Origin of the sequence: Rhodobacter capsulatus (genome assembly GCF_003254295.1) — a bacterium.
Classification (GTDB): domain Bacteria; phylum Pseudomonadota; class Alphaproteobacteria; order Rhodobacterales; family Rhodobacteraceae; genus Rhodobacter; species Rhodobacter capsulatus.
In genome coordinates, this window is sequence record NZ_QKZO01000007.1 from 70,839 (window position 1) to 96,112 (window position 25,274).

24 protein-coding genes, 2 tRNA genes and 1 pseudogene are annotated in these 25,274 nt (G+C 64.9%); 12 read left to right on the top strand and 15 right to left on the bottom strand.

The annotated features are described in order from the left end of the window. Positions 1–17: 17 nt before the first annotated feature. The 3 genes from LY44_RS11430 to lon form a co-directional block, all read right to left on the bottom strand. Positions 18–92, bottom strand: a tRNA-Val gene (locus tag LY44_RS11430). A 19-nt stretch (positions 93–111) separates the two neighbouring features. Further along, entirely contained in the window at positions 112–510 is a 399-nt protein-coding gene (locus tag LY44_RS11435; RefSeq protein WP_055209951.1) for an HU family DNA-binding protein, read from the bottom strand. A gap of 135 nt (positions 511–645) precedes the next feature. After that, positions 646–3,057: an endopeptidase La gene (gene lon, locus LY44_RS11440; RefSeq protein WP_055209952.1), complete on the bottom strand. Its 2,412-nt coding sequence runs from the start codon at positions 3,055–3,057 to the stop codon at positions 646–648. 413 nt (positions 3,058–3,470) lie between these two features. Here lon and LY44_RS17960 point away from each other — a divergent pair, with 413 nt between their 5' ends. Continuing rightward, complete coding sequence (locus LY44_RS17960; RefSeq protein ID WP_160320013.1) at positions 3,471–3,620, top strand: hypothetical protein; 150 nt, start codon at positions 3,471–3,473, stop codon at positions 3,618–3,620. 22 nt (positions 3,621–3,642) lie between these two features. Here LY44_RS17960 and LY44_RS11445 read toward each other — a convergent pair whose 3' ends face one another. Next, positions 3,643–4,983: an ATP-binding protein gene (locus LY44_RS11445; protein ID WP_055209953.1), complete on the bottom strand. Its 1,341-nt coding sequence runs from the start codon at positions 4,981–4,983 to the stop codon at positions 3,643–3,645. Positions 4,984–5,022: 39 nt separating this feature from the next. On the opposite strand from LY44_RS11445, the gene LY44_RS11450 reads away from it, so the two are divergent. Beyond that, positions 5,023–5,898 (top strand): MBL fold metallo-hydrolase, encoded by an 876-nt coding sequence (locus LY44_RS11450; protein ID WP_055209954.1) that lies wholly within the window; start codon positions 5,023–5,025, stop codon positions 5,896–5,898. Here the strand turns inward: LY44_RS11450 and LY44_RS11455 are convergent. Further along, on the bottom strand, positions 5,895–7,583 hold the full coding sequence (locus tag LY44_RS11455; protein ID WP_055209955.1) for an ABC transporter permease: 1,689 nt from the start codon (positions 7,581–7,583) through the stop codon (positions 5,895–5,897). The genes LY44_RS11450 and LY44_RS11455 overlap by 4 nt on opposite strands. 8 nt (positions 7,584–7,591) lie before the next feature. Then, positions 7,592–8,605, bottom strand: coding sequence for an extracellular solute-binding protein (locus tag LY44_RS11460; protein ID WP_055209956.1), 1,014 nt, complete (start codon positions 8,603–8,605; stop codon positions 7,592–7,594). 500 nt (positions 8,606–9,105) lie between these two features. Between LY44_RS11460 and LY44_RS11465 the strand changes: the two genes are divergently transcribed. Continuing rightward, a tRNA-Asn gene (locus LY44_RS11465) sits at positions 9,106–9,180 on the top strand. Positions 9,181–9,266: 86 nt separating this feature from the next. Then, the gene (locus tag LY44_RS11470) at positions 9,267–10,688 is read left to right on the top strand and encodes a tyrosine-type recombinase/integrase (RefSeq protein ID WP_055209957.1); all 1,422 of its coding nucleotides are present in this window, start codon (positions 9,267–9,269) and stop codon (positions 10,686–10,688) included. 269 nt (positions 10,689–10,957) lie between these two features. Here LY44_RS11470 and LY44_RS11475 read toward each other — a convergent pair whose 3' ends face one another. Together LY44_RS11475 and LY44_RS11480 are read right to left on the bottom strand one after the other, a co-directional pair. After that, on the bottom strand, positions 10,958–11,503 hold the full coding sequence (locus LY44_RS11475; protein ID WP_055209958.1) for a phage antirepressor KilAC domain-containing protein: 546 nt from the start codon (positions 11,501–11,503) through the stop codon (positions 10,958–10,960). Between the two features lie 234 nt (positions 11,504–11,737). Further along, on the bottom strand, positions 11,738–12,223 hold the full coding sequence (locus LY44_RS11480; RefSeq protein WP_055209960.1) for a hypothetical protein: 486 nt from the start codon (positions 12,221–12,223) through the stop codon (positions 11,738–11,740). Positions 12,224–12,294: 71 nt separating this feature from the next. Between LY44_RS11480 and LY44_RS11485 the strand changes: the two genes are divergently transcribed. After that, positions 12,295–12,537: a hypothetical protein gene (locus tag LY44_RS11485; protein ID WP_201778584.1), complete on the top strand. Its 243-nt coding sequence runs from the start codon at positions 12,295–12,297 to the stop codon at positions 12,535–12,537. Position 12,538: 1 nt separating this feature from the next. Here the strand turns inward: LY44_RS11485 and LY44_RS11490 are convergent, their stop codons facing one another. Then, positions 12,539–13,768 carry a DNA methyltransferase gene (locus tag LY44_RS11490; protein ID WP_055209962.1) on the bottom strand — a complete coding sequence of 410 codons (1,230 nt, stop codon included), beginning with the start codon at positions 13,766–13,768 and terminating at the stop codon, positions 12,539–12,541. Between the two features lie 215 nt (positions 13,769–13,983). On the opposite strand from LY44_RS11490, the gene LY44_RS11495 reads away from it, so the two are divergent. Further along, complete coding sequence (locus tag LY44_RS11495) at positions 13,984–15,102, top strand: three-Cys-motif partner protein TcmP (RefSeq protein ID WP_081024359.1); 1,119 nt, start codon at positions 13,984–13,986, stop codon at positions 15,100–15,102. After that, the gene (locus LY44_RS11500) at positions 15,102–15,854 is read left to right on the top strand and encodes a DUF5131 family protein (RefSeq protein WP_081024361.1); all 753 of its coding nucleotides are present in this window, start codon (positions 15,102–15,104) and stop codon (positions 15,852–15,854) included. The genes LY44_RS11495 and LY44_RS11500 overlap by 1 nt, the downstream gene beginning before the upstream one ends. A gap of 126 nt (positions 15,855–15,980) precedes the next feature. On the opposite strand, the gene LY44_RS11505 is transcribed toward LY44_RS11500, so the two are convergent. From LY44_RS11505 to LY44_RS11530, 6 genes and pseudogenes are all read right to left on the bottom strand, one after another. Then, positions 15,981–16,652 (bottom strand): hypothetical protein, encoded by a 672-nt coding sequence (locus tag LY44_RS11505; RefSeq protein WP_223230686.1) that lies wholly within the window; start codon positions 16,650–16,652, stop codon positions 15,981–15,983. A gap of 29 nt (positions 16,653–16,681) precedes the next feature. After that, positions 16,682–17,323 carry a terminase large subunit domain-containing protein gene (locus LY44_RS11510; RefSeq protein ID WP_223230685.1) on the bottom strand — a complete coding sequence of 214 codons (642 nt, stop codon included), beginning with the start codon at positions 17,321–17,323 and terminating at the stop codon, positions 16,682–16,684. Further along, on the bottom strand, positions 17,323–17,673 hold the full coding sequence (locus LY44_RS11515; protein WP_055209966.1) for a tellurite resistance TerB family protein: 351 nt from the start codon (positions 17,671–17,673) through the stop codon (positions 17,323–17,325). The genes LY44_RS11510 and LY44_RS11515 overlap by 1 nt, the downstream gene beginning before the upstream one ends. Before the next feature lie 194 nt (positions 17,674–17,867). Then, positions 17,868–18,119 (bottom strand): annotated as a pseudogene (locus LY44_RS11520) (tyrosine-type recombinase/integrase); the annotation flags it as partial. A 288-nt stretch (positions 18,120–18,407) separates the two neighbouring features. Next, positions 18,408–19,280 (bottom strand): glycosyltransferase family protein, encoded by an 873-nt coding sequence (locus LY44_RS11525; protein WP_055209970.1) that lies wholly within the window; start codon positions 19,278–19,280, stop codon positions 18,408–18,410. Positions 19,281–19,382: 102 nt separating this feature from the next. Further along, the gene (locus LY44_RS11530) at positions 19,383–20,111 is read right to left on the bottom strand and encodes an NAD(P)-binding domain-containing protein (RefSeq protein ID WP_055209971.1); all 729 of its coding nucleotides are present in this window, start codon (positions 20,109–20,111) and stop codon (positions 19,383–19,385) included. Positions 20,112–20,265: 154 nt separating this feature from the next. Between LY44_RS11530 and LY44_RS11535 the strand changes: the two genes are divergently transcribed. From LY44_RS11535 to miaB, 5 genes are all read left to right on the top strand, one after another. Beyond that, the gene (locus LY44_RS11535) at positions 20,266–21,075 is read left to right on the top strand and encodes an alpha/beta fold hydrolase (protein WP_055209973.1); all 810 of its coding nucleotides are present in this window, start codon (positions 20,266–20,268) and stop codon (positions 21,073–21,075) included. A 48-nt stretch (positions 21,076–21,123) separates the two neighbouring features. Further along, the gene (locus LY44_RS11540) at positions 21,124–23,250 is read left to right on the top strand and encodes an EAL domain-containing protein (protein WP_055209975.1); all 2,127 of its coding nucleotides are present in this window, start codon (positions 21,124–21,126) and stop codon (positions 23,248–23,250) included. A gap of 75 nt (positions 23,251–23,325) precedes the next feature. Continuing rightward, positions 23,326–23,490 carry a hypothetical protein gene (locus LY44_RS17965; RefSeq protein WP_160320014.1) on the top strand — a complete coding sequence of 55 codons (165 nt, stop codon included), beginning with the start codon at positions 23,326–23,328 and terminating at the stop codon, positions 23,488–23,490. Then, complete coding sequence (gene hemP / locus LY44_RS11545; RefSeq protein WP_074555411.1) at positions 23,487–23,648, top strand: hemin uptake protein HemP; 162 nt, start codon at positions 23,487–23,489, stop codon at positions 23,646–23,648. The genes LY44_RS17965 and hemP overlap by 4 nt, the downstream gene beginning before the upstream one ends. 152 nt (positions 23,649–23,800) lie before the next feature. Then, entirely contained in the window at positions 23,801–25,120 is a 1,320-nt protein-coding gene (miaB, locus tag LY44_RS11550; protein ID WP_055209977.1) for a tRNA (N6-isopentenyl adenosine(37)-C2)-methylthiotransferase MiaB, read from the top strand. The last annotated feature ends 154 nt before the right edge of the window (positions 25,121–25,274 follow it).

Genomic DNA, 25,274 nt, shown 5'->3' on the forward strand with positions numbered 1-25,274 from the left:
GCTTTCAACGGGAAACATGGTGGGCGATAACGGATTTGAACCGCTGACATCTTCGATGTGAACGAAGCGCTCTACCGCTGAGCTAATCGCCCGGTGGAGCGGTGTTTAGCCTCACTCCTCGGCATCCGCAAGGGGGTTTGACGCGGAATCTTCATCCTTTTTCGCATCTTCCGGCGCAGCCATCCGCCGCAGCTTCACATGCAGGATCTCGCCGCCCGCCTTGCCGACCGAACGGGCCACCGAAATCTTGCCCAGCGGCGGCAGAACCAGCGTCTCGCCCTTCGCCAGCGCTTCGCCGAGCACCGCCAGCACCGCCTCGGTCAGATCGCGCACGACCGGCTTCTTGGCGCCGCTGCGCAGCACCACGCGCTCGACGAAGTCCTTTTTCTTCACCTGCACGCGGACCGCGACGGGCGCTGCCTCGGGTGCTGCCTCGGGCGCGAGCTCTTCCGGCACCGGCTGCGGTGGCACGGCCTTTGCCGCGGTGGATTTTTTCGTGGATTTGCGCATCTCGGCCCCATCGGTTTGCTGTCACGCCAAGGTTAGGCCGCAACGGCGCAACAATCCATGCGGTGCAAGGCCGGGCGCAGAAAAAACAACGCGCCCCCGCAAGGGGGGCGCGTCAGAGCCCGTTTCAAGGGCAGATCAATGCGCCGTGGCGCCCGCCGCTTCGGCCCGGGCGGCGGCGCGGGCGGCGGCGGCGGCTTCCTCGGCCGCCTCGTCCCATTCCACCGGCTCGGGCGCCCGCACCAGCGCGCGGGCCAGAACCTCGCGGACATGGGTCACCGGGATGATCTCCAGCCCTGCCTTGACGTTGGCCGGGATCTCGGCCAGATCCTTTTCGTTTTCCTCGGGGATCAGCACGGTCTTGATGCCGCCGCGCAGCGCCGCCAGCAGTTTCTCCTTCAGCCCGCCGATCGGCATCGCATTGCCGCGCAACGAAACTTCCCCGGTCATCGCGATGTCCTTGCGCACCGGAATGCCGGTCAGCACCGAAACGATCGAGGTCACCATGGCGAGCCCGGCCGAGGGGCCGTCCTTCGGCGTCGCCCCGTCAGGGACGTGGACGTGAATGTCGAGCGTTTCGAATTTCGGCGGCTTCACCCCGATTTCCGGCGCGATCGAGCGGACATAGCTCGAGGCCGCCTCGATCGATTCCTTCATCACGTCGCCCAGTTTCCCGGTGGTCTTCATCCGCCCCTTGCCGGGCAGTTTCAGCGCCTCGATATGCAGCAGATCGCCGCCGACCGAGGTCCAGGCCAGACCGGTGACGACGCCCACCTGATCCTCGGCCTCGGCCAGACCGTAACGGTGCCGCTTCACGCCCAGATAATCGCCCAGCTTTGCTTCATCGACCGTGACCGATTTCACCGCGCCCTTGGCCTTGATGATCTCGGTCACCGCCTTGCGGGCGGTTTTCGCGATCTCGCGCTCCAGGTTCCGCACCCCGGCTTCGCGGGTGTAATAGCGCACGATGTCCGAAAGCGCGCCGTCGGTCAGGGTGAATTCGCCCTTCTTCAGCCCATGCGCCTTGACCTGCTTGGGGATCAGGTGCTGACGGGCGATCTCGGATTTTTCGTCCTCGGTATAGCCCGCAAGCGAAATGATCTCCATCCGGTCCAGAAGCGGCCCGGGCATGTTGTAGCTGTTCGCCGTGGTCAGGAACATCACGTTCGAGAGGTCATATTCGACCTCGAGATAGTGATCGACGAAGGTCGAGTTCTGTTCCGGGTCCAGCACCTCCAAAAGCGCCGAGGCCGGATCGCCGCGGAAATCATGCCCCATCTTGTCGATTTCATCGAGCAGGATCATCGGGTTGGTGGTCTTCGCCTTTTTCAGCGCCTGGATGATCTTGCCCGGCATCGAGCCGATATAGGTGCGCCGGTGGCCGCGGATCTCGCTTTCATCGCGCACGCCGCCAAGCGAGATGCGGATGAATTCCCGCCCCGTCGCCCGCGCGACCGAGCGCCCCAGCGAGGTCTTGCCGACGCCCGGCGGGCCGACAAGGCACAGGATCGGCCCCTTCAGCTTGTCCGAGCGCGCCTGCACCGCGAGATATTCGACGATGCGCTCCTTGACCTTCTCCAGCCCGTAGTGATCGGCATCGAGCACCTTTTCGGCGCCGATCAGATCCTTCTTCACCCGGCTTTTCACGCCCCAGGGCAGATTCAGAAGCCAGTCCAGATAGTTGCGCACCACCGTCGCTTCGGCCGACATCGGGCTCATCGAACGCAGCTTCTTCAGCTCGCCCTCGGCCTTGTCCTTGGCCTCTTTCGACAGCTTGGTCTTGGCGATCTTTTCCTCAAGCTCGTTGAGCTCGTTCTGACCGTCTTCGCCATCGCCCAGCTCGCGCTGAATGGCCTTCATCTGTTCGTTCAGGTAATATTCGCGCTGCGTCTTTTCCATCTGCGACTTGACGCGCGACTTGATCTTCTTCTCGACCTGCAGGACCGAGACCTCGCCCTGCATCAGCCCGTAGACCTTTTCCAGCCGTTCGGAAATGTCGAGCGTTTCCAGCAGCTCCTGCTTGAGCTTGACCTCAAGCCCCAGATGCCCCGAGACGAGATCGGCCAGCTTGTCGGCCTCGCGGGTTTCGGACACCGCGGCCATCGCCTCTTCGGGGATGTTCTTCTTGATCTTGGCGTAGCGCTCGAATTCCTCGGCGACCGAGCGCGAGAGCGCCTTGATCGTGTCGAGATCGCCCTCGACCTCGGTCAGGGTTTCGGCCTGCGCCTCGAAAAAGCGGTCGTTTTCGACGAATTCGGTGATCCGCACCCGGCTCTTGCCCTCGACCAGCACCTTGACCGTGCCGTCAGGCAGTTTCAGCAGCTGCAGCACATTGGCCAGCACGCCGACGCGGAAGATCCCCTCATCGGTGGGGTCGTCGATCGAAGGGTCGATCTGGCTGGCCAGCAGGATCTGCCGGTCGTCGGCCATCACCTCTTCGAGGGCGCGCACGGATTTTTCGCGGCCGACAAAAAGCGGCACGATCATGTGCGGGAACACCACGATGTCGCGCAGCGGCAGGACCGGATGGGTGGAGGGGAGTGCGGTCATTCTCTGTCCTTGTTTGCGGCGAAAGGCACCGGTCCCGCGATTGGCAACCCGTCCCTTCCCATGCCCCATATCTAGGGGGGGGTGAGGCACAGTTCAACTGCACCGAACCGACAGCCCGCGCCGCCGTCATCAAGTCTTCACACTGCGGCAGAATGCCCCGTGCTGCAAGCGAAGCTTGGTTCATATGCCCGACAAACTTTTGCCATTGTCGTCTGACCTTTTGCATCTGGGAGAGAGGCCGCGGAAGGGGGGATCATCGGTGCCGAAACCCGGCGCGCAAGAGGCGGTGCGCCAAACCTTGCCCCCAATCCCTTGCCCAAGCTCCGCGGGCCCGGGGCTGTTAAGGTTTCGTTAAGACTTCGCGCGCATCCTGCAGTTGCAGGACCCCAGGTCCGACGTGAAGGAGCACAGCGGTGGACACAACAGCGAAGCCGGGTCTTGATCCGTCGCGGGACGTCGCGACCGAGGTCCGGCCGATCGAAACAACCTCTGGCTGGTGGATCCTGCCCATGGTGCTTGCGGGGGCCGGGGTCTGGATCGGTGTCTTCGTGCTGATCTTCTGAGACCCGTCCCGGAACGGCAACGTCAGAGCGGCAGGATCAGTTCCGCCGCCAGCCCGCCCAGACGCTTGCCTTCCAGCAGGCTCAGGCTGCCGCCATGGCCGCGGGCGATGTCGGCGGCGATCGCCAGCCCCAGCCCGACGCCCTGACCACGGTCCTGATTGCGCGCAGGATCAAGCCGGGTAAAGGGCCGCATCGCCTCTTCGCGCCGCTCGGCCGGGATGCCGGGGCCGTCATCCTCGACCAGCAGACGCAGGCTGCGCGGGCGCACCGTCACCGAAACCTCGGCCCGGGTGCCATAGCGCACCGCATTGCCGATCAGGTTTTCCAGGGCCCGGCGCAGCGCATCGGGGCGCAGCACCGTCTGCACCGGCGCTTCGGGGCAGGCCACCAGCTGCACCGGCTGCCCGGCGCGGACCGCGTCCTCCACCACCTGCGCGACAAAGGCGCAGATCTCCACCGGCTCGGGCTCGCCCGCCATCGCCTCCTCGCGCGCGACATTCAGGAAGGCGTCGATCATCTTGCCCATCTCGGTCACGTCGCGCGCCATCGCGGCGATCTCGGCTTCGGTCTCGGGCTCTTCGGGCAGCATCGAGAGACCCAGCCTGAGCCGCGTCAGGGGCGTGCGCAGATCGTGGCTGATCCCCGACAGCATCAGGCGGCGGCTTTCGGTCTGCCGCTCGATCCGGTCGCGCATCTCCAGAAACGCCTTGCCCGCCGCCCGCACCTCCAGCGCGCCGGTGGGGCGATAGGGCGCGATCTGGCCCTTGCCGAAAGCCTCGGCGGCGCGGGCCAGCCGCTGGATCGGCCGCAACTGGTTGCGCAGGAACAAGAACGCGATCAGCGTCATCAGCACCGAGACGAAAACCATCAGCACCAGCAGCTGATGCGGGTTCGCGGCCGAGACCCAGATCCGCGGAAAGCCGATGTAAAGCGGCCCGTGCCGGGTCGCGACCCAAAGCTGCACCCGCCCGCCCGCGGTCAGATCCAGCGCGATCATCCCCGGCAGGCCCGCGCGCAGCGTCGATTGCACGGTCAGCCCGGTGAAATCGGTGATCTCGCGCCGGTCTGTGGCGGGAACGGGCCGGGGCGCGGGCAGCTCCAGCCGCAGATCCAGCGCCTGCGCCAGCTCCGCCATCCGCGTCGCGGCCTTTGCCCCGGTTTCGGCGGTCTCGGCGCGCTCGACCACCAGCGCGATCTCGCGCAGCATCGAGGTGGTCATCTGCTCGGTCACGCGTTCGAAATGGCGCTGGATGAACACGACCGAGACGACCAGCTGGATGGTGACGACCGGCAAGATCAGGATCAGCGCGGCCCGGCCGTAAAGCCCGCGCGGCAGGAAGTGTTTGAGCCAGGCGAAATCCATGCCACAACCTAGCCCTGATGGCGGCAGAGGGAAAGAGGGATGAAGGATCTGGAACCGGGCGTGCGGCGGCTTGTGGCGCCCAATCCCTCGGCGCTGACGCATCGGGGCACCTGTTCTTACGTGCTGGGCCGGGGGGAGGTGGCGGTGCTCGACCCCGGGCCCGCCGATCCGGGGCATCTGCGCGCGCTGCTCGATCATCTGGCCCCGGGCGAGCGGGTGGCGGCGATTCTGGTCAGCCATGCGCATCTGGATCATTCCGAGGCGGCGCGGCCGCTGGCCGATCTGACCGGGGCGCCGATCTTCGCTTTTGGTGATGCGGCGGCGGGGCGCTCGGCGCCGATGCGGGCGCTGGCCGAAGCGGGGCTGGCGGGCGGCGGCGAGGGGGTGGATGCGGGGTTTCGCCCCGATGAGACGCTTTCCGATGGCGAGACGCTGGCGATGGGCGACTGGTCGGTGACGGCGCTGCACACGCCGGGGCATTTCGGCAATCACCTGTGCTTCGCGATGGGGGATGCGGTGTTTACCGCCGATGTGGTGATGGGCTGGTCGACGACGCTGATCTCGCCGCCCGATGGCGATCTGCAGGCCTATTTCGCCGCGCTCGACCGGCTGGCGGGGCAGGGGGCGCGGGTGTTCTATCCGGGCCATGGCGATCCGGTGCCCGATCCCGCGGCGCGGCTGGCCGCGCTTGCGGCGCATCGGCAGGCCCGCACGGCGCAGATCCTGCAGGCCCTGGACGCGGGGCCTGCGACGCTGCCCACGCTGACCGCGCGGGTCTATGCCGAGACGCCCGCGGCCCTGCACCGGGCGGCTTCGCGCAATCTTTTCGCGCATCTGGTGGCGCTGGTGGCGCAGGGCCGGGTGGTGGCGGATCCGGGTCTGGCGGTGACCGCGGTCTTCGCCCGCGCCGACTAGATCCCCCGCCGCTGCGCCAGCCGCGACAGCGCGATCACCGGCAGGATGCCCACGGCGACGATGGCAAGGCCCGCGATGGCGCCGTCTTCATGGCTGCCCCGCGCCGCTTCGCCATAAAGATGGGTGGCGAGCGTCTCGACCCCCAGCGGGCGCAAAAGCAGCGTGGCCGAAAGTTCCTTCATCGTGTCGACAAAGACCAGCAGCGCGGCGGCGATCAGGGCCGGGCGCAGCAACGGCAGATGCAACCGGCGCAGGCTCGCCGCCGGACCATGGCCAAGGCTGCGCGCCGCCTGATCGAGCGAAGACGGGATCTGCGCCAGACCGCTTTCACAGCCGCCCACCGCGATCGCCAGAAACCGCACCAGATACGCATAGCCCAAAGCCAGCCCCGAGCCGATCAGCACCAGCCCGGTGCCCTGACCCAGAACCGCCCGCGCGCCCGCGTCGAGCAGCCGGTCCAGCGCCCCCACCGGCACCAGCACACCCAGCGCCACCACGGTTCCGGGCATCGCATAGCCAAGGCTTGCCAGCCGCCCGATCACTGCGCCGGGCCCGCCGGGGCAAAGCCGCGCCGTCAGCGCCACCACCAGCCCCCCCGCCACGACTGCCACCGTCGCCGCCGTCGCCAGCAGCAGCGTCGCCCGCATCTCGGCGCGCAGCTGCGCGGAAATCCCGGTCTCGGCGATCCGCGTCACGGCCTCGGACAAAAGCCAGGCCAGCGGCACGCCAAAGCCCAGCAGGACCGGCACCAGCCCCAGCCCCAGCGCCGCCCAGCCGCGCAGCCCCGTCAGCCGCACCGGCACCAGCGGGCGCATCCGTTGCGCCCCGCCCGCAAAGCGCTGCCTGCGCCGCGCGAAGCGTTCCAGCGCCACCAGCGCCGCCACCACCGCCAGCATGACGAGCGCGATCTGCGCCGCCCCGGGCAGATCCGAGCGCGTGACCCAGGTCGCATAAATCGACACCGTCAGGGTGCGCACGCCCAGAAACTCGGCCGCGCCGATGTCGTTGAGCGTCTCCATCAGCGCCAGGCTCGCCCCCGCCGCGATCGCCGGACGGGCCAGCGGCAGCGCCAGCCGCCACAGCAGCCCCCGCCGCGTGCAGCCCAGCATCCGCCCGGCCTCCAAAAGCCCCGCCGCCTGCATCGCGAACATCGCCCGCACCGGCAGGTAGACATAGGGGTAAAGCACCAGCCCCAAAAGGAAAATCGCCCCCGGCAGGGAGCGGATGTCGGGCAGCCGGAACTCCCGTGGCGAGGTGTAGCCCAAAAGCGCCCGCAGCCCGTCTTGCAGCGGGCCGAGCGGATGCGTCACCTCCAGATAGACGAAGGCGATGATGTAGCTTGGCACGGCCAGCGGCAGCAGCAGCGCCCAGTCAAGCAGCCTGCGGCCCGGAAACGCATGCGCCGCCACCAGCCAGGCCAAAGCGGTGCCCAGAACCGTGACGACGAGCCCGACCCCGGCCAGAAGCAGCGCCGTCTGCCCCAGCGCGGGGGCCAGCACATAGGCCCACAGATGGTTCCAAAGCCCGTTCGAGCCCTGCGCCGCCTGCCAGAGCAGCGCCGCCACCGGCGCCAGCACCAGCGCGGCGATGCCGCCCGCCGCCCAAAGCCAAGGCGACCCGCCCCCCATGAGGGGGCGGGTGCGCAGGCGCCCGGGCAGGCGCGGGTTCAGATCGGTCACGGCCATGGCCGGGCTCAGTTGTCGAAGCCGACCTTGTCGACGAGCGCGCTTGCCTCCTTGCGGGCCTTCACCACCTCGGTCAGCGGCAGCGGATCAACAGAGAGCGGCCCGAAACCGGCCACGATCGGCGAAAGCTCGGCCCCGGCCTTGACCGGATATTCGAAATTCGCCTCGGCATAGAGTTTTTGCGCCGCATCCGAGGTGAGGTATTCGAGCAGCTGCACCGCCTCGGCCTTGTGCGGGGCATGTTTCGCAATCGCCGCGCCCGAGATGTTCACATGCGTGCCGCCGTCCTTGAAGGTGGGCAAAAGCACGGTGATCGCCTCGCCCCAGGCTTTCTGCTCGGGCTCTTTCTCGTTCGTCCGCATCAGCCCGACGTAATAGGAATTCGCCACCGCGATGTCGCAGATACCGCCCAGGATGTCCTTGGCGCCGTCGCGGTCGCCGCCGCCGGGCTTGCGCGCCAGATTGGCCTTGAGCCCGGTCAGCCAGGTCTCGGTCGCAGCGGTTCCGTGATGCGCCAGATAGGCGGCGAAAAGCCCGGTGTTATAGGGGTGCTGGCCCGAGCGGATGCAGATCTTGCCCGCCCATTTCGGATCGGCGAGCTCTTCATAGGTGATCGCGCTCAGGCCCAGATCCTTGGCGGCATAGACGACGCGCGCCCGCATCGACAGCGCCACCCACTGGTTTTCCGGGTCGCGCAGCTCTTTCGGCACCGCGGCCAAAACGGCTTCGGAGTCAATGGCTTGCGTCAGGCCCTTGGCGGCCAGATCGGCCATGTTGCCGGCATCGACCGCCATCAGCACATCGGCGGGCGAGGCCGCGCCCTCGGCCGCGACGCGTTCGGCCAGGCCGTCCTTCAGGAAGACGGTGGTGACGGTGATCCCGGTCTCGGCGGTGAAGGCCGTCAGCAACGGCTCGACCAGCTTCGGCTCGCGCGAGGTGTAAAGATTGAGCTCGGCCGCCGCGAGGGGCAGGGGGGCAAGCAGGGCCGAGGTCAGAAGCAGGGCGCGCGGGGAAAGGGTCATGGCAGGGCCTCCGGGGCTGGAAAGGTCATGTCGCCCGGTATCGGGCTGGATCGGGATGGCATGCATGACTAAATCCGTCAAGAAATAAATATGAGTGTTTGGCTCAGCTTTTGTCGGGGGGCGGTTGGGGCGAGGTCGGGACGGGGCGGAGCCGGTCCTCCGTTGGTCGAACGGGCCGCCCGACGGGGGGGTACCGGGTAAAGCCTGGCGGGCGCGGCCGCGTTTCGAGACGATTCCCGCTGCGCCGCGCCCACGGGGGGGCGCCCGGAAAGCAAACGTTTTCGTGAACAGTCGCGTCGCCGTTTTCGATCTGACGTCGCGGGCAGGCGGTTGGGGGCAGGTCCGACGGCCCTGTCGCCCTGCGTAATAACGCTGGAACCGCCCGTTCTCGCCCCGGCACCGACGAGAGGGGCGGTTGCGGAGACAAGTTTCGGGGTGGAGAAAAAAACGTCGCCCCCCCTTGCACCCCGATTCAGCCGCCGCTATACACCCCCTCGTGTTCCGGCGTAGCTCAGCGGTAGAGCAGTTGACTGTTAATCAATTGGTCGTAGGTTCGATCCCTACCGCCGGAGCCAATATCCCAACTAGAAGTCCTGAATATCAAGGATTTCCGTGACTTTGCGTCCCTCTCGGTGCACATTGCGGCACACGCGAGGCACACATGGGACTGGTCTTGAAGCATGTAGAGCGCACCAAAGCGGGAAGCTGGCAATATCGCCGGAGAGTTCCCAAAGAGGTCGCGTCCGTAATCACCAAGCGCGAGTTCAAGCGCAAGCTGGGTGATTCTGAGAAGGCCGCTCTGGCCGCCTATCCCCGCTACCATGCCGAAGTTGAGCGTGAGATTGCCGAGGCCAAGCGGCGGCTTGCCGGGGCTGCGGCTGCGTCGTCGTCTGAGGCGTCAGACCGGGAAGCCTATGTCGAAGCGCTGCGGCGTCGGGCTGACCTGATCGAGCGCGGCGCGACCGAGGAAGACCTCGCGCTTGAAGCTGCCTCGCTGGCGGATAGCTTCCCGCAAGACCACTTTGAGCCTATCGGGGTGCCCCCTGTGGAGCGCCACACGATCAACCTTTTGCGCCTCGGGCCGAAGCGCTACCCCGCACCCGCCGCGACACTCGAAGACGCGAAGCGGCTCTATCTCGAAGAACGGGCCAAGAGCGGCGAAGCAGGGGATGCACTGGCGCGGTTTGCTGGGCAGGTCGAGCGGATCGTTGGCCACGTCCGCGCGGCCCTCGGGTCTGATCCGGTCCTTGTGGACCTGACGCGCGATGATGCCCGCAGGGTCCGCGACTACATGCTGTCCCGGTTCAAGGACAACGGCGAGAAGATCAGCCCGGCGTCGGTGGCGCGAGACATGAACGGGCTGAAAGCCGTGATCAACTTCGCGGCCACTGAGTTGCCCCTTCCTGCGACCTTTCAGAACCCGTTTAACAAGCTCACTCTGGGCACCGTGCGGGGCCGTGCGTCGGACGGTGAGAAACGTGACCCCCTTCCGGCAACGGTGCTGCGGAAGGTCCGCGAGCGGATCGTGGGCCACGCTAAGGCCGATTTGGTGCTGATCTGGCGCATCCTTGAGGGGACCGGATGCCGCCTTGCCGAGGTCACAGGGCTGCGGGTCGAGGACGTGGTGACGGGCGGGGAGTTCCCGCATATCAAGGTCACATGGCACGAGAACAGGCGGCTCAAGACCGAAGCCTCTCGCCGGTCCGTTCCCCTTGCCGGTGACGCGCTGGAAGCCGCCAAGGAGGCCCTTAAGCTGCCCCGGCAGGGCAACCTACTGTTCCCCGCCTATGCGTCTGAGCGGGGCGCTGACGCGGCCTCAGCGTCGTTGATGAAGCACCTGCGCACCGTGACCAAAGACCCCAAGCACGTTGTCCATTCGCTGCGGCACAACATGAAGGACGCCCTCATTCTGGCCGAGGTGGCGACACTGGAGCAAAACCTGATCCTTGGTCACGCCCTCGGGAGTGTGGGGGACCGGGTGTATGGGGGCGAGGTGGCGAAGCTGCGGCAGACCACGAAGGCGATGCGCAAGGCGCTGGGCTTGCCCGCAGTCGAGGCGGACGGTGCCGAGGATCAGCCGTAAGCGGCTCACTGACGAAAACATGCAGAGGCCCCGAAAGGAGCCTCTTTGCGTTGTCGGAGGGGAGGAGGGATGAGCGGGAGGCACTGACGGGACGCTTAACGTGCCCTAACCTAGCCGCTCACTTTGGGCATCCCATGCATGTTTATTAGCATGTAAAGGGGGCCCTCTCCTATGGTGTGTCGTAATTGCTTCGCAGGTGCCCGGAGGGTGCGAACCTGCTCTGTCAACCCCTCCTCCCATCCCCGATCAGGTGCCCATGCCGTGCCCGTCTAGGCCCGCTGCTGGGCCTTGATCTGGGCAAGATAGGCGAGGCCCTTAGGCGTCACCACGGGGGTCGTGTGGACGCGCCCTCGGGTGTCCGTGTGGGTCCGTGTGTCCATATAGCCGGTGCGCAGGGCGTATGCCGTGGCCTGACGCCCCTTGCCCTTCGTGACCCACTTCCGATGTTCAAGGAAGCCGTAGAGGTCCACCCGCTTTGCTTTCAGCGCCTTGGCGGCCTCGGTGACGGTCATAGACCCCGTGGCCTCTTCGATGACCGCGAAGGCGTCGGCCTTGGGCTTGGCGGCCTCATACATCGCCTTGAACCCGTCCGCTTTCGCTTGCAGGGCAGCCATGACGTGCATCGTTGCAGCGGCTAGGCCCTCCTCGGTGGTCACGTCAAAGGCTTCCTCGCCGCGCACATAAGAGCCGGTCTTGCGGATCGTCGGCAGCACGGTCGCCGTGACCCATTTGCGGAAGGCTTTCGCCTCGGGCTTGTTGGACCGAAGCGCGAGCGCATACAGGCCGCTTTCCGAGATGATGTTGAGCGATTGCACGCCGCCGAGGGTAGTGTATGCCGTGGCTTTGGGCCTTTAGGGGCACCAAGTGGTCAACGCTGTGCTTGATTCCTGTCTGCTCGGTCCATGCCTGCGCCTCCTGATAGACCGCAAGAATCTGCGCGTGCTGCTCAGGGATAAGCCAAGGCGGGGCAGCAGGCCCCGCCCGGCGCAAAGCCTGCTTGTAGGCAAGCAAAGCCCGGTTCTTCCGGCGATACTTCGCTTTCGGGTCAGTCATTCGTGGCGAATGTCGCGTGCCAGAATGTTAAGAAACTTGTCCCGCGAGATTTTTGCGTTGCTGCCGAGAGCGCGCCCGCGGTGCCAGCGCAGCACGTTGTCCACCGGCACGACGAAGACATCGACGACAGGAAAGCCCACGATGTCGGACAGGATGAAGCCCTTGATGCCCGACAACTTGGCTTGGAAGCCTTCCTCATTGAACACCCTGCCAGACCCGACCTGATTGCTCGGGTTGAAATACACCCCCTGCCGCGTGATCGAACGCACCTCCCACATGCCACCCTCTGGGTCTAGCAGATCGTAGCCAGCGCCCTCTGACGGAGCCAGCTTCCAGCCCGGATTCTCCCACATCAGACGCCGCTCGATGATGAACGAGACGCGCCGCCCATCGGTCAGGTATTCGCGGACATCCTTGGGCGTCACCCGGAACGCGCGGGCAAGCTCTTCCTCATCCCAGCGAAGTTGAAAACGTCTTTCCACAATGCCCTCACAGTTGCTATGAGAGCGTTGTCCCCTATTCGCGACGCCTAGTAAACCCTTGGAGATTTGAGTTGAAAAGAGTTATCCTCGACGCGGTCGAAATTGCTCGCCTGATGCAACCCACAGTCGGCCAAGGTGGGTTTCAGAGTCTGCTTCAATACCTCCAAGGCAAACTCGACCAACAAACCGGGCGAATTGATCTGACCGACGAGGATCGCGGTAAAATCTGCCGCTATGCTTACGACTACGGCAATGGCGGTTGGGAAAACCAACTGAAGTCGATCTTCGGAAACCACTTGAGCGAGATGAATTAACTCAATCTCGCTGGAGCAGCACGATCCGGTTGGTATTGGTGCCCTTCGCGCCGTTGTCAACGCCCCAGCAGTTGGCCGTCTTGGTGAACTCCTGATCGTTCACCATCACGCCCAGCCGGTTGAACGGCAGGCCCTCCGCCGCCTTCCAGACGAGCCGTTCGAGCAGCACCTTGCCATTGCGCACCTCTCCAACCTCAAAGGCGACATAGCCACTGGGGCGCAGGATGCGGGCTTGTTCGGCTAGGACGCGATGCACCATCGCGGTCCACGCCTCCTCGGTGCGGTGCATGTCGATGGCGACGGTTTCCGGGTCTATGCCCGCGAACCAGCAGCGCAGCCAATTGTCGGCAGCATAATGCACGATGTCGAGGAACGGCGGCGACGTGACGGTGAGATCGACCGAAGCATCAGCGATGCCGCGCAAGTCCCACGCAGCGCCGGTGTGAAGGCCTGAACGCACCTGGCTAGGGGCACAGCCGTCCTTGAGCAGGGTCTTAGACTTCTTGAGGATCACAGCGGCCACGTCGCGATCTGGCGGCGAAACGCCGAGCTTCTCGTTGATCTTGAGTTGCGCCTTGACCGACACGGCTTGGTTCGGCGGCATCGACCGGCCAGAGAAGAAGCCCGGAGAGTGGCCAGAGAGGCGATTGATCGCCACCATCCGAATCCAGTCGGCCACCGGGTCAACACTCTCGCCACCAAGCGGGGCACGTTCGGCAAGCCACAAGCGTAGCGCCTCCAACTTTCTGAGCGTTTCGGGGTGGTAGAAGGCAAGCAAGTCTTCTCGCTCAATCTCACCGCGTGACCAATCAACGGTTTGCAACGCCGCCGCGACAGCCTGCAAGGTGATCGGGCGAAGCCGGGGACGGGTCAGCAGGACCGACAGCGGGTTGATGTCATTGCCGAAGGCCTGACGGCCCATCAGCGCCGCCTGCACAGGCGTCGTGCCCCGCCCCATGAACGGGTCGAACACCACGTCCCCCGGCTTGGTCAGCCGATTGATGAAGAACTCGGGCAACTGTGCCTTGAAGCAGGCCCGATAGGACACCTCGTGGATCGAGTGCGCTTGGCGCTGCCCAGCCGTCCAGAACTCGTTGATCAGGTAAGGGATGCCTTCCACGGTCTCAGTCACGGTGCGCTGGCCAAACTCATCGAACGCCCGAAGGTCGTCGATGAAGGTCTCAGCCGTCGCCGCGAACTGGTCCTGATCGAAGATGGAAAGCTGGTTCATGGGCCTCTGCCGAAAGTTTGTTCTGTCACCATATGTCTGCAAAACTCGCCAAAACACAACCACGCCCGCGCCGGGAACCGAGCCGGTATCGCGTGTGTCTGGCATGTCAGACCAGACGGAATGACATCTTCCCTTTGTTCCCTCAATGTTCTATTGTCAAGGTTAAGTGTGGCGCTCTACCATCGCGTGTGGCGATGCGAAGGAGTAAGGTGGTTATGACAAAGCAGTTTTTTGAAGAGCGCGGCGATCAGTCAGTCGTGAAAGCACGAATTGTCCAGAAGTATTTTGTTGCGTGGGCGAACATCATTGTCGCAGCAGCGGCCAAGTTTGGTGATGCGAAAATTGCATACATCGACCTCTATGCGGGACCCGGGCGATACAAGGATGGAGCCGCTTCAACACCGCTATTGGTTCTGGAGAAGGCAATTGAAAGTGAACCTATTAGAAAAGCCTTGGTTGCCTTATTCAATGACCGCGATCAAAACAACTCCAAGACTTTGGAGCAAGAAATTGCGGCACTGCCGGGTATTGAGAAGCTTAAGCACAAACCAATCGTGAACTGCAATGAGGTTGGTGCTGATGCGGAAGCCTACTTCTCAGAAACGAAAATCATTCCGTCATTCACTTTCTTTGACCCATTTGGATATAAGGGGTTATCGCTTAAACTAATCAACGGAGTGATCAAGGACTGGGGTTGCGATTGCGTCTTCTTCTTTAACTACAACCGCATAAACGCCGGGCTATCCAATCCGATGGTAAAGTCGCACCTTGACGCTTTGTTTGGGGTCGAGCGCGCGGAAAGTCTTCGAGGGAAAGTCGAGAATGCGAAGCCAGCCCATCGGCAAGAAATGGTTCTCGAGGAATTGTCCAATGCACTAATTGAAATGGGCGCTGCTTTCGTCCTCCCATTCCGGTTCAAAAATCAGGAAGGACGCCTGACGCATCATCTCGTTTTTGTCTCGAAGAGCTTCAAAGGGTATGAAGTCATGAAGGAGATTATGGCAAAGGAAAGCTCGACCGAAGAGCAAGGCGTTTCTTCCTTCGCCTACTCTCCCGCAGACGAGACGATGCCGTTTCTTTTCGAATTTCAACGACCGCTCGACGAACTTGGTGACATGCTAACAAGAGCATTCTCGGGGCAGACAATTTCAATGCGTGACATCTATTGCCAGCATAGCGTCGGACGCCCCTATCTCAGCAGACACTATAAGGAAGTATTGGGAAAACTCGAAGAAGCTGACAAAATCAAAGTAACAGACCCTGAGGGGAAGAAAAGGCGCAAGAATTCTTTCGCTGATCGCTTGTTAGTGACTTTTCTAGAGGCGGCAGGATAATGGGAACAAACTCACGAATTGAATGGACAGAGGCGACATGGAATCCGGTTGCTGGATGCTCTATTGTCTCACCGGGATGCACAAACTGCTACGCTATGAGAATGGCTCGTCGGCTTGAGGCGATGGGGCAGGACAAGTATTCTGGCCTCACTCGCACTAGTGGAGGCAGGCCAAAATGGAACGGATTGATCCGTCTGGATGAATCTTCGCTTCGTATCCCTCTTGGGTGGAAGGTCGGACGCATGATATTCGTCAACTCGATGTCTGACCTTTTCCATGAAGATGTCCCGCTATCTTTCATCCAACAGGTTTTTGCAGTAATGCGCGATTGCCCGCATCATACATTTCAAGTCCTTACCAAAAGATCGGAGCAACTTGTCGAAGTTGCTCCATACCTCGATTGGACGCCAAATATCTGGATGGGTGTTAGCGTTGAGTCAGAAGATTACAAGTTTAGGATCGAAAACCTTAGAAAAACACCCGCCAAAGTAAAGTTCTTGTCTCTTGAACCCCTTCTCGGCGATCTTGGAGCATTGAACTTGAAAGGGATTGACTGGGCGATTGCAGGCGGCGAGAGCGGGCCTGCTGCGCGTGATATGCAGCCTGAATGGGTTCGGTCAATCCGGGATCAATGCATCAGCAGCGGCGTTGCGTTCCACTTCAAACAGTGGGGCGGTGTGAATAAGAAAAAGTCTGGACGGACACTTGATGGAAGAACATGGGATGAACTTCCGGTGTCGGTTGTTGCTTAAGTTAGCGTTTGCCTTCCCAAGTATAGGCTGAAAAGCGCGTCAGCGAAGGCGGTCGCGGCTTGCGCCCTACCCTGATAGGTCGCAATCGCAAGACGCGCCTGCTACCCCGCCCGCGCTGCGGCGCTGTCAGTAATACCCGCTCAGGTGCGCAACCTCCATCCGCTGCGGCTTGAGGTGCTGCGAGGCAAAGCCGCCGACGATCAGCGCAATCCCGAGATCACCGTGGCCAGACCCGTTGCGCCCTTGTGTGATGATCTGATTGCCAGCCGCCGTCGTCTGCGTCGTGAAGGATGCGAGATCGGCCTCGATCTCGGCACGCAGGGGGCAGTCGTGGGCGAATTTGATCTCGCCTGCGGCGAACATCACGGCAAGGGTCTCGATCATGGCCGTCTTGCCCGCGTTGACGTAGCGGCCCTTCTTCGTCCACTCCTGCCCGCCCGTCATCTGAATGGCGAAGTGCGGCACGTTCTGCTCGTGCAGCATGTCCGAGACGACACGCCCGATGGACGTGCCGTCAATCACGAGGTTCGACTTGCCGCCGAACGGCGGCACGTTCTTGAGGCGGATCAGATGGTCCACCACGTCAACATAGCTGACCCCACGGAAGCGGTCAGCGAAAACGACTGTCCGTTCGCGCGAGCCGACGATCACACGCCCCTCGTCCACCGTGGGCAACGCCTGATCCTTGATCACGCAGACAGCCGAATAGTCGTGCGCCTGCCCGAGGTCAGCAGCAACCCAATAGTTCTGAAAACCCGTCACGCGCGGGATTGCGGGGTCTTGGTGCGTGTCATTCACAACGCGCCCATCGGGCATGAAAACGAGGTCTATAGACGAGGACATATTGCGCTCTCCGTGCTTGTGGCTTGTTCGATGATTGAAAGATCGAAATAGCTTGCGCCATCGGCCAGCATTTCGACTTCGATTTCTTGGCGAAACTTCGTCGCAGACAGGGTGCGGCGCATCCGCTCTACCTTTTCGGCCAGTCGCGGAATGGCCGTTCCTTTCACGACAATGCGGTGGATGCCATCATCGGGTTTCGCGTCGAGGAACAGCTTCGCAAAATAGTTCTGTTTGCCTGCGGGCGTGCTGCTGAAAAACACTTGCCCCTGCGTCGTCAACATCGGCAAAACGCCCGAGATCAACGTCTCGCCGCGCGTTTCCTCGTCGTCGTCGCCTTTCAGGAAGGCGCACTCGTCGATGATCAGCAACGACACAGACGGAAAACCCCGAATGGTGTCAGACGTGGACGGCAGCGCGACGACCCGCGCGCCGTTCGACATTTCGAGTTCTGTCAGGGTTGACCGCGTGATCACGAGGTCCGTGCGGCGAAGCTGGCGACCGATCTCGCGGGCGATGATCTTCGCCTGACGTTCAGCGGGGGCGATGCAGATGGTCAACACCAGCTGTCCGACGATGACAGCAAAAACGGCAAGCAGGCCAGTGGCCCAAACCACCAGCGGACGCATCAGAGGTAGCTCGCCAGCGAGAAGCCCAGCGACTTGCCGAGGTCGTCGAGCACCTTCTTCTCGGCGGGCTCCATTTCGCCGTCCGAGAGCGAAACGTCGATCGCGATCACGAAGGCCATTTCCAGCTCGTCGTGCGTGTTCTTGTCTTTCATCTCGGCGATCTCGCGCTTGAGGGCCAGCTTGCCCGCCATGCCGCCTTTTGCCCGAGCCAACTGCTTGTTCAGCGCGGCCTCGATCTCGGGCGCCTTGAATGCCGCCGAAAGCGTGGCGTGGTTGCTGAGGGCGTCCAGGATCGCGCCAACCTCGCTGTCTTCGATCTCGCCATCGGCGGCCGAGACCAGCGCGGCCAAAGCTCGTCCCGAGCTTCCCGTGCCAGCATTCTTCGAAGCCTGGCACCCGGGACACAGGCCAGGATCACGAACCCGAACTCCCTGCACGACTTTGCGCCCTCGACCAGAGGAAGCAGTTCCGCAAGCGTAGTGATCGACAAGCGGGCCATCCCGGTTGCGGCGGTGCGGCGCAGGTCATGAAAGGTCCAATGCGGAATGGTGACGGGCTCATCGCGCTCTTTCGCGGCCGCCTTTTCCATCTCGGCCGCGATCTTGGCGCGGGCTTTGTGAAAGCCGCTGATCGGAGTGTTCCCGGTGGTCGTGAAAAGGTAGCGAAGTTTGCCGTCCTTATCTGCGATCCGGTCAATCGTCCCCAGAACACCAAGCACGGCTTCGCTCAACGGCACGTCATGCGCCCGCCCGTTCTTGGTGCGCGCCGCTGAAAGGTGCCACGTCGCCCCGTTCAACTCTGCATCCGCTAGGCTTCATCTTGTCGTCCAGCACCCGCACCTCTGTCTGGACTACCCAACTCTTGGCGGTCTTGCCCACCTTCAGGTAGAGCCCGGGTTGGTCGTCATCGGCCACCAGCTTCTGGCCGGAGGGGAGGAAGGGGATCTGGCCGAAATCGTCTGAAAACCGCGTGAAACGGCTCAGGAATCGCTCAGCGCGCGACTGCGGCGGCTGCAAGTGTCAATTTGCGGCGTTTCCTGCCCTTGCGGCAAGTTTGAGGGACCAGCACAGAGACCCCGAGCCGCTCAGAACCACTGCCCGGGTTCCATCAGCCCCAGATCCAGCAACTGACGGCTGGACCACGCGAAGGGCACCGAATTGTGCCAGCGGAACGTTGAAATGTCATAGGTCGACCCCGGATTGCGCTTGAGCGCCTTCGCCACCCGGAAGGACGCGATCGCCGCCGTCAGATTGTGGTGCCAGGGGCAGGCATAGGTGTTCCTCTCCTCGTCCGAGAGCGTGTGATCGGCGCGCAGCCGAAGCCCCGGGGCGGTGCGAAACAGCGCGATCCGGTCGATCTTGCGCCGCGCCGGGGGGATATGCTCGTCAAACCGCCAGCGCAGCCCGCCAAAGAAATCCAGCTGCCGTTCGCGCGGGCGGCCCGGATTGTCGGGATCGGGGCGGCCAAGCGCATAATAGCCGGTGCGGTCGAGCATCGCCTCGGCCAGGTTCACCCCGTCGGGGTTCTTGTCCAGATCGGCGGCATAAAGGTCGATCACGTAGCTCAGCATGCCGAAGCGGCGTTCCTCGGTGTGGAAGGCCAGCATTTCCCGGATCGAGCGGGTCTCGCAGAAGGGAAAGAACAGATATTCGGCGTTGAAGCCGTAATAGAACCAGGTGCCCTCCGGCGCGGCGGCGATCAGCGGATTGAGCGCGTCAACAAAGGCCTCGGGGTGATCGGCGATCCAGGGAATGCGATGGACCTGCGCCGCCAGATCGTCGGGCAGGCGCAGCGCCGTGGGGGCGCACAGGATCAGCGTGCGAAAGCCGAGCTTGAGATGGTGGCGCAGCGTGCTTTCCACCTCGACCAGATCCTCGGCCAGGATCACCGCCACCGGCCCCTTGGCCAGAACCTCGCGCGCCATGCTCAGGAAGTCGGTCTGGGAAGCGTAGTCCATGCCTCTGGTCCCTTTTTGCGCAACGTCGCGGATGGCGCGGGCAAATGCAAGCGGGCTTGGCCGGGGCGGACGGGGCAGGGGCCCGACATGAAAGCCCCACCCTCAAGGGTCCGCCAGACGGTCCAGCCCGGCGCGCAGATCCCGCGTCATCCCGGCGCGCTCCATGTGCTGGCGCAGCCGCCGGTTGTAGCCGCCTTCGGTGTCGAGCGCGGCCAGAAGATCGCGCAGCGGACCGGCGGCCAGGCTGGTGGCGACCAGATCGCGCAGGAAGACCTCGGCCGCGGCGGGGTCGCTGATGCGCGGGGCCAGCCAGGCCGCGGTGTCCGCCAGCGCCAGTGCCAGCGGCGACAGCACCGCCTGCGCCACCAGAAAATCGGCCAGCTCCGCCTCGGAGGCGCGCGCGAAAATCCGGTTGCGCGCGCCGAACAGCGCGGTGATCAGCCCGGTCTCGCCAAAGGCCAGGATCGGCGATCCGCCGGTGGCGATGGCGGGATAGGGCAGCATCACCGCCTCGGCCCGGGCCGGGGCCACCCAGGCGGCGACCTCGGCCAGCCCCGCCCCCGCCATCAGCGAGATCACCCGCTGCCCGGGCCGGAACCGCAGCCCCGGCAGGACCGCGCCCGCCACCCCGGCGACCAGGCCGAGGATCACCACATCGGCGGCCTCCAGCACCGCCTGATTGGACGCCACGCGCAGCCCCACGACATCGCGCGCCAGCGCCGCCGCCCGGGTCGCGCTGCGGTCGGAGACGGTGATCTCGTGCCCGTCGGCAGCGATCCCCCGTACCACCGCCTCGGCGATCGCGCCCGTCCCCAAGATTCCGATCCGCATCCGCCCCCCGTTCGCGCCCCCGCAGTTCACGTCAAGACAAACCGGAACACGCGCGGATTGCAAAGATTTTCGCGCGGCAAGGTTTGCAGAACGAATTTTGACCGCTAGACTTATGTTTGCAGCAGGATCGATTCAACTTTCGGGGGCAGGGCGGATGCTTGACAGCCTGGATTGCAACCTTTGCATGCTTGGCGGGCAGGGCGCGCCGGTGGTTCTGGCGCATGGCTACGGCTGTGACCAGACGGTCTGGAAAGACGTTGCGCCGCCGCTGGCGCTGCGGCATCGGGTGGTGCTGTTCGATCACGCAGGCTGCGGCCTGGCCGATCCGAGGCTTTATGACCGCCAGCGCCACGCCCGTCTGCAGGGCTATGCCGAGGATGTCGTCCGTCTGCTGACACGGCTCGATCTGGGGCCGGTGCGCTTCGTCGGCCATTCCGTCTCCTCGATGATCGGCGCGCTGGCGGCGCTGGAGCGGCCCGATCTTTTCGCCGAGCTGGTGATGATCGGCCCCTCGGCCTGCTATCTGGACGAGGACGGCTATCACGGCGGCTTCAGCCGCGACACGGTCGAGGATCTGCTGACCCTGATGGACCGCAATTTCATCGGCTGGGCCGCCAGTTTCGCGCCGGTCGCCACCGGCAACCCCGATCGGCCGGATCTGGCGCGGGACTTCGCCCGGCGTCTGCAGCGCAACGACCCCGAGATCGCCTCGGCCTTCGCCCGCGCCACCTTCTTTTCCGACACCCGCGCGCTCTTGCCGCGGCTGCGGGTGCCGGTGCTGATCCTGCAATCGCCCGACGATCCGATCGCGCCCGACCCCGCGGTGGCCTTCGTGCATCGGGCGATCCCGGGCAGTCGGCTGGTGCGGCTCGCCAGTTCCGGCCATTGCCCGCATATCAGCCATCCGCAGGCGGTGGTGGCAGCGCTGCGGGCCGCCTTTGACACGCCCCCGCCGCAGGCCTGATCCGCTATGTGCCCGTCGCCGCCGCCAAAGCCCGTTTCGGCGCACCGGATGCCGACCCCCGATCTGGCGGCCCCCGATCTTGCCGCCCGCGATCTTGCGACACAGGACGGCGCCGCGGCGCGGGCCGCGCCCTGCGGGCTTTTGCAGCTGGATCCGGCCGGGCGCATCGAAAGCGCGAATGCGACGCTGTGCGACTGGATCGGCCGCCCCGCCGCCGAGGTGATCGGCAGGCTCGATCTGGCGGGGCTGCTGTCGTCGGCGGGGCGGCTGTTCTGGACGACGCATCTTGCGCCGCAATTGCGGCTGAACGGGCGGCTGGACGAGGTGTCGCTGGCGCTGCCCGACCGCTGCGGCGGCACCCGGCGCTGTCTGGTGTCGGCGCGGCAGACCGCGGGCGGGGGCTGCGCGCTGGTGCTGTTCGAGGCCGAGCGGCGGCATGTCTTCGAGGAGGATCAGGCGCGCGAGGTGGCGCAGGCGCAGACCCGCGCGCATTGGCTGGCGCAGATCGAACGCATGGCCGAGGTGGGCGCCTGGTCCTGGGATCCGGCGCAGGACCGGCTGCAGGGCTCGGACCGGATGTTCGACATTCTCGGGCTGCGCCCCGGCCCCGCGGATGGGCTTGACACGCTGCTCGACCGGCTGATCTCGGAGCCGCTGCGCGGGCAGCTGCGCGCCTGTCTTGCCGCGCCCGAGGCACTGCGCCAGCCGCTGGATCTGGAGGCCGGGATCCGCACCCCCGATGGCGCGCTGCGGCAGATCCGGCTGTTTTGCGAGCCGCTTTGGGCGCGGGGCCGGGTCGAGCGGGTGCAGGGCGTGGTCTGCGACATCACCCGGGCGCATGACGACCGGCAGCGGCTGTGGCGGATGGCGCATGTCGACGATCTGACCGGGCTGGCGAACCGGCATCATTTCCGCAGCCACCTGCGCGCGGCCTGTGCCGCGGCCGCGCCGCTGGCGCTGGTCTTGATCGACATCGCGGATTTCGGCGCGGTGAACCATCGGTTCGGGGCGGATCGCGCCGATGCGATGCTGCAGGAGATCGGCGGACGGCTGGCGGCCTTGCTGCCCGAGGAGGGGTTCGCCGCCCGGCTGGTGGGTGACGAATTCGCGCTGCTGCTGCCTGCTGCCGACCCCGATGCGGCGGCGCGGGGGCTGGCGGCGGCGGCTTCGGCGGCGCTTGATGCGCCGCTGGCCGGGGTCGGCGGGGCGGTACGGCTGCGCGCGGCGATGGGGCTTGCGGCCTTTCCCGAGGATGGCCGCGCCCCCGAGGCGTTGTTTGCCCGTGCCAAGGAGGCGCTGAGCGAGGTCAAGCGCGCGGGCGGCGGCGCCGATTTCCTGCGCGGTGCGATGCTGGCGCGGGTCGGCGCGCGGCACCGGGCCATCGGCTGCGTGCGCGACGCGGTGCAGGAGGACCGGATCCGGGTCTGGTATCAGCCGAAGCTGCGGCTGGCCGATGGCGCCCCGGATGGTCACGAGGCGCTGGTGCGGATCTTCGACCGGGCCGGGCAGATCAGCGGCCCCGGGGATTGGGCCGAGGCGCTGGACGATCCCGAATGCGCCGCGCTGCTCGATGCCGCGGTGCTGCGCCGGGTGCTGGCCGATCTGCGCCGCGCCGGGTCGGGGACGGGGTTGGGGTTGGGCCGGGTGGCGGTGAATGTCTCGGAGCACAGCCTGCGGCGGGGCGATTTCGCCACGCATCTGCTGCGCGCGCTGGCGCGGGCCGGGGTGGCGCCGACGCAGCTCGAGCTGGAGATCGTCGAGACCGTGCTGGTCGATCAGCGCACCCCCGAGCTGGTGGCGGGTTTCGCGCGGCTGCGCGCCGCCGGATTGCGGATCATGCTGGATGATTTCGGCACCGGCTTCGCCTCGCTCTCGCATCTGCGCGATCTGCCGATCGACGGGCTGAAGATCGAGAAATCCTTCGTGCTGGGGCTGCAGGCGGATGCGCGCAACGCGCCGATCCTGCGGGCGATCGTGATGCTGGCGCAGGCGCTTGGTCTGCGCACCGTGGCCGAGGGGGTGGAAAGCGCCGAGGCGGCCGATCTGCTGCGCGAGCTCGGTTTCGAGACCGCGCAGGGCTATCATTTCGGCCGCCCGCAACCGTTGCCGGAACCGCTGCCCGATCCTGTGGCAGAGGTGGTGGCGGCTCCGCTGCGTCAGGGGGTATCCGACTAAAAGATTCGGACTTTACATACCCAATCATTTCTGTCAGGTTTAGGTCATTGATCGCAACCCGCCGAGGATCTGCCCATGGCCCTTGCCCTTTCCTTCCGCACCTGTCCGGCCGCGCCGCCGCGCGACGACCGGGGGCAGGTTTCCTTCTCGCTCTCCGATCTGGTCACCGCGCTTTGCACCGGGCTGGATCACGCCCACCGCCACGAGGCGATCCTGGACCGGATGGAGGGGCGCGCATGAACATGAGCCTTCCGCTGTCGGGCACCGCCACCCCGGTCCTGCCCGCCCATGATGCGCGCATCCTGACCCGGGGCGGCAATCTGGCGCAGATCGATCTCGACGGACAAACCTATACGCTGCGTATCACGCGGCAGGGAAAGCTGATCCTGACCAAGTAAGATCGTGGTCGGCCAGCGTCCCCGCACTCTCTCATCGCTGACTTGGGGCCGGGCAACCGGCCCTTTTTTTCTGCTCCGGCGGCACCGTCCCCCCCGCAAAACTTGCGGCACCGGCCCGTTTGCGGTATCGGGCGCCAACCCCGGGAGGCCCCATGTCCGACACGCCGAAAAAGCTGCATATCAAGACCTATGGCTGTCAGATGAACGTCTATGACAGCGAGCGCATGGCCGAGGCGATGGGCGTGCAGGGCTATACCCTGACCGACGATCCGGCCGAGGCGGACATGGTGCTGCTCAACACCTGTCACATCCGCGAGAAGGCCGCCGAAAAGGTCTATTCCGATCTGGGCCGGCTGCGCCCCTTCAAGGAGGCGAAACCGGGTTTGACGATCGGCGTCGCAGGCTGTGTCGCGCAGGCCGAGGGCGCGGAGATCATGCGCCGGATGCCGCTGGTCGATCTGGTGGTGGGCTCGCAGAACTACCACCGCCTGCCCGAGATGGTGGCGGCGGTGGCGCGCGGCGAGCGCCCGGTGGACACCGAATTCCCCGCCGAGGACAAGTTCGAGCGTCTGCCCGAACGCCCGGTGCAGGCGCGTCCCACCGCCTTTCTGACCGTGCAGGAAGGCTGCGACAAGTTCTGCGCCTTCTGCGTCGTGCCCTATACGCGCGGCGCTGAAATCTCGCGTCCGGTGGCCCGCATCCTCTCGGAAGCCGAAAAGCTGGTGGCCAAGGGCGTGCGGGAAATCACGCTCCTTGGCCAGAACGTCAACGGCTATCACGGCGAAGGTCAGGGGGGGGCGTGGGGCCTGGGCCGTCTGGTGCGCGCGCTGGCCCGGATCGACGGGCTCGACCGCATCCGCTACACCACGAGCCACCCCAACGACATGGCCGAGGATCTGATCGAAGCGCATGGCGCGGAACCGAAGCTGATGCCCTATCTGCATCTGCCGGTGCAATCGGGCTCGGATGCGATCCTGAAGGCGATGAACCGCAAGCACAGTGCCGAGGACTATCTGCGGCTGATCGAGCGGTTGCGCGCGGCGCGGCCCGATCTGGTGCTGTCCTCCGATTTCATCGCGGGCTTCCCCGGCGAGACCGAGGCCGATCATCAGGCGAGCCTCGATCTGATCCGCGCGGTGGGCTTTGGCGCGGCGTTTTCGTTCAAATATTCGCCGCGTCCCGGCACGCCCGCCGCCAGCCGCACCCCGGTCGCGGCCGAGGTGGCGGATGCGCGGCTGCAGGAGTTGCAGGCGCTGATCACCGCGCAGCAAAAGGCCACGCAGCTCTCGATGGTCGGGCGCACGGTCGGCGTGCTGTTCGAAAAGCCCGGCCGTCTGCCCGGGCAATGGGGCGGCAAGTCGGATTACCTGCATGCGGTGCATGTGACGGCCGAGGGCATCGGCCCGGGCACATTGGCTCAGGTGAGAATCACCGCCTCGGCGCCGAATTCGCTGGCGGGCGAATTGCTCTGACCCGTTGGGGCACTTCGGAAACGCTTTCCCGATTGCGGGGCAGTTTCGGCATCTGCCCTGAAATTGTCCCAATTCGCGCGCATTGCGCCCCGGTTTGTTCCCGGAACGGCCACAATAACCGGGCGAAAGCCCTTTCCTTGTCTCAAGCTTTTGT

Bases quoted from the DNA above. Each gene is read 5' to 3' on its own strand.
- LY44_RS11435 (WP_055209951.1), bottom strand. From the start codon at position 510: ATGCGCAAATCCACGAAAAAATCCACCGCGGCAAAGGCCGTGCCACCG.
- lon (WP_055209952.1), bottom strand. From the start codon at position 3,057: ATGACCGCACTCCCCTCCACCCATCCGGTCCTGCCGCTGCGCGACATC.
- LY44_RS11445 (WP_055209953.1), bottom strand. From the start codon at position 4,983: ATGGATTTCGCCTGGCTCAAACACTTCCTGCCGCGCGGGCTTTACGGC.
- LY44_RS11450 (WP_055209954.1), top strand. From the start codon at position 5,023: ATGAAGGATCTGGAACCGGGCGTGCGGCGGCTTGTGGCGCCCAATCCC.
- LY44_RS11455 (WP_055209955.1), bottom strand. From the start codon at position 7,583: ATGGCCGTGACCGATCTGAACCCGCGCCTGCCCGGGCGCCTGCGCACC.
- LY44_RS11460 (WP_055209956.1), bottom strand. From the start codon at position 8,605: ATGACCCTTTCCCCGCGCGCCCTGCTTCTGACCTCGGCCCTGCTTGCC.
- LY44_RS11470 (WP_055209957.1), top strand. From the start codon at position 9,267: ATGGGACTGGTCTTGAAGCATGTAGAGCGCACCAAAGCGGGAAGCTGG.
- LY44_RS11490 (WP_055209962.1), bottom strand. From the start codon at position 13,768: ATGAACCAGCTTTCCATCTTCGATCAGGACCAGTTCGCGGCGACGGCT.
- LY44_RS11495 (WP_081024359.1), top strand. From the start codon at position 13,984: ATGACAAAGCAGTTTTTTGAAGAGCGCGGCGATCAGTCAGTCGTGAAA.
- LY44_RS11500 (WP_081024361.1), top strand. From the start codon at position 15,102: ATGGGAACAAACTCACGAATTGAATGGACAGAGGCGACATGGAATCCG.
- LY44_RS11510 (WP_223230685.1), bottom strand. From the start codon at position 17,323: ATGCGTCCGCTGGTGGTTTGGGCCACTGGCCTGCTTGCCGTTTTTGCT.
- LY44_RS11525 (WP_055209970.1), bottom strand. From the start codon at position 19,280: ATGGACTACGCTTCCCAGACCGACTTCCTGAGCATGGCGCGCGAGGTT.
- LY44_RS11530 (WP_055209971.1), bottom strand. From the start codon at position 20,111: ATGCGGATCGGAATCTTGGGGACGGGCGCGATCGCCGAGGCGGTGGTA.
- LY44_RS11535 (WP_055209973.1), top strand. From the start codon at position 20,266: ATGCTTGACAGCCTGGATTGCAACCTTTGCATGCTTGGCGGGCAGGGC.
- LY44_RS11540 (WP_055209975.1), top strand. From the start codon at position 21,124: ATGCCGACCCCCGATCTGGCGGCCCCCGATCTTGCCGCCCGCGATCTT.
- LY44_RS17965 (WP_160320014.1), top strand. From the start codon at position 23,326: ATGGCCCTTGCCCTTTCCTTCCGCACCTGTCCGGCCGCGCCGCCGCGC.
- hemP (WP_074555411.1), top strand. From the start codon at position 23,487: ATGAACATGAGCCTTCCGCTGTCGGGCACCGCCACCCCGGTCCTGCCC.
- miaB (WP_055209977.1), top strand. From the start codon at position 23,801: ATGTCCGACACGCCGAAAAAGCTGCATATCAAGACCTATGGCTGTCAG.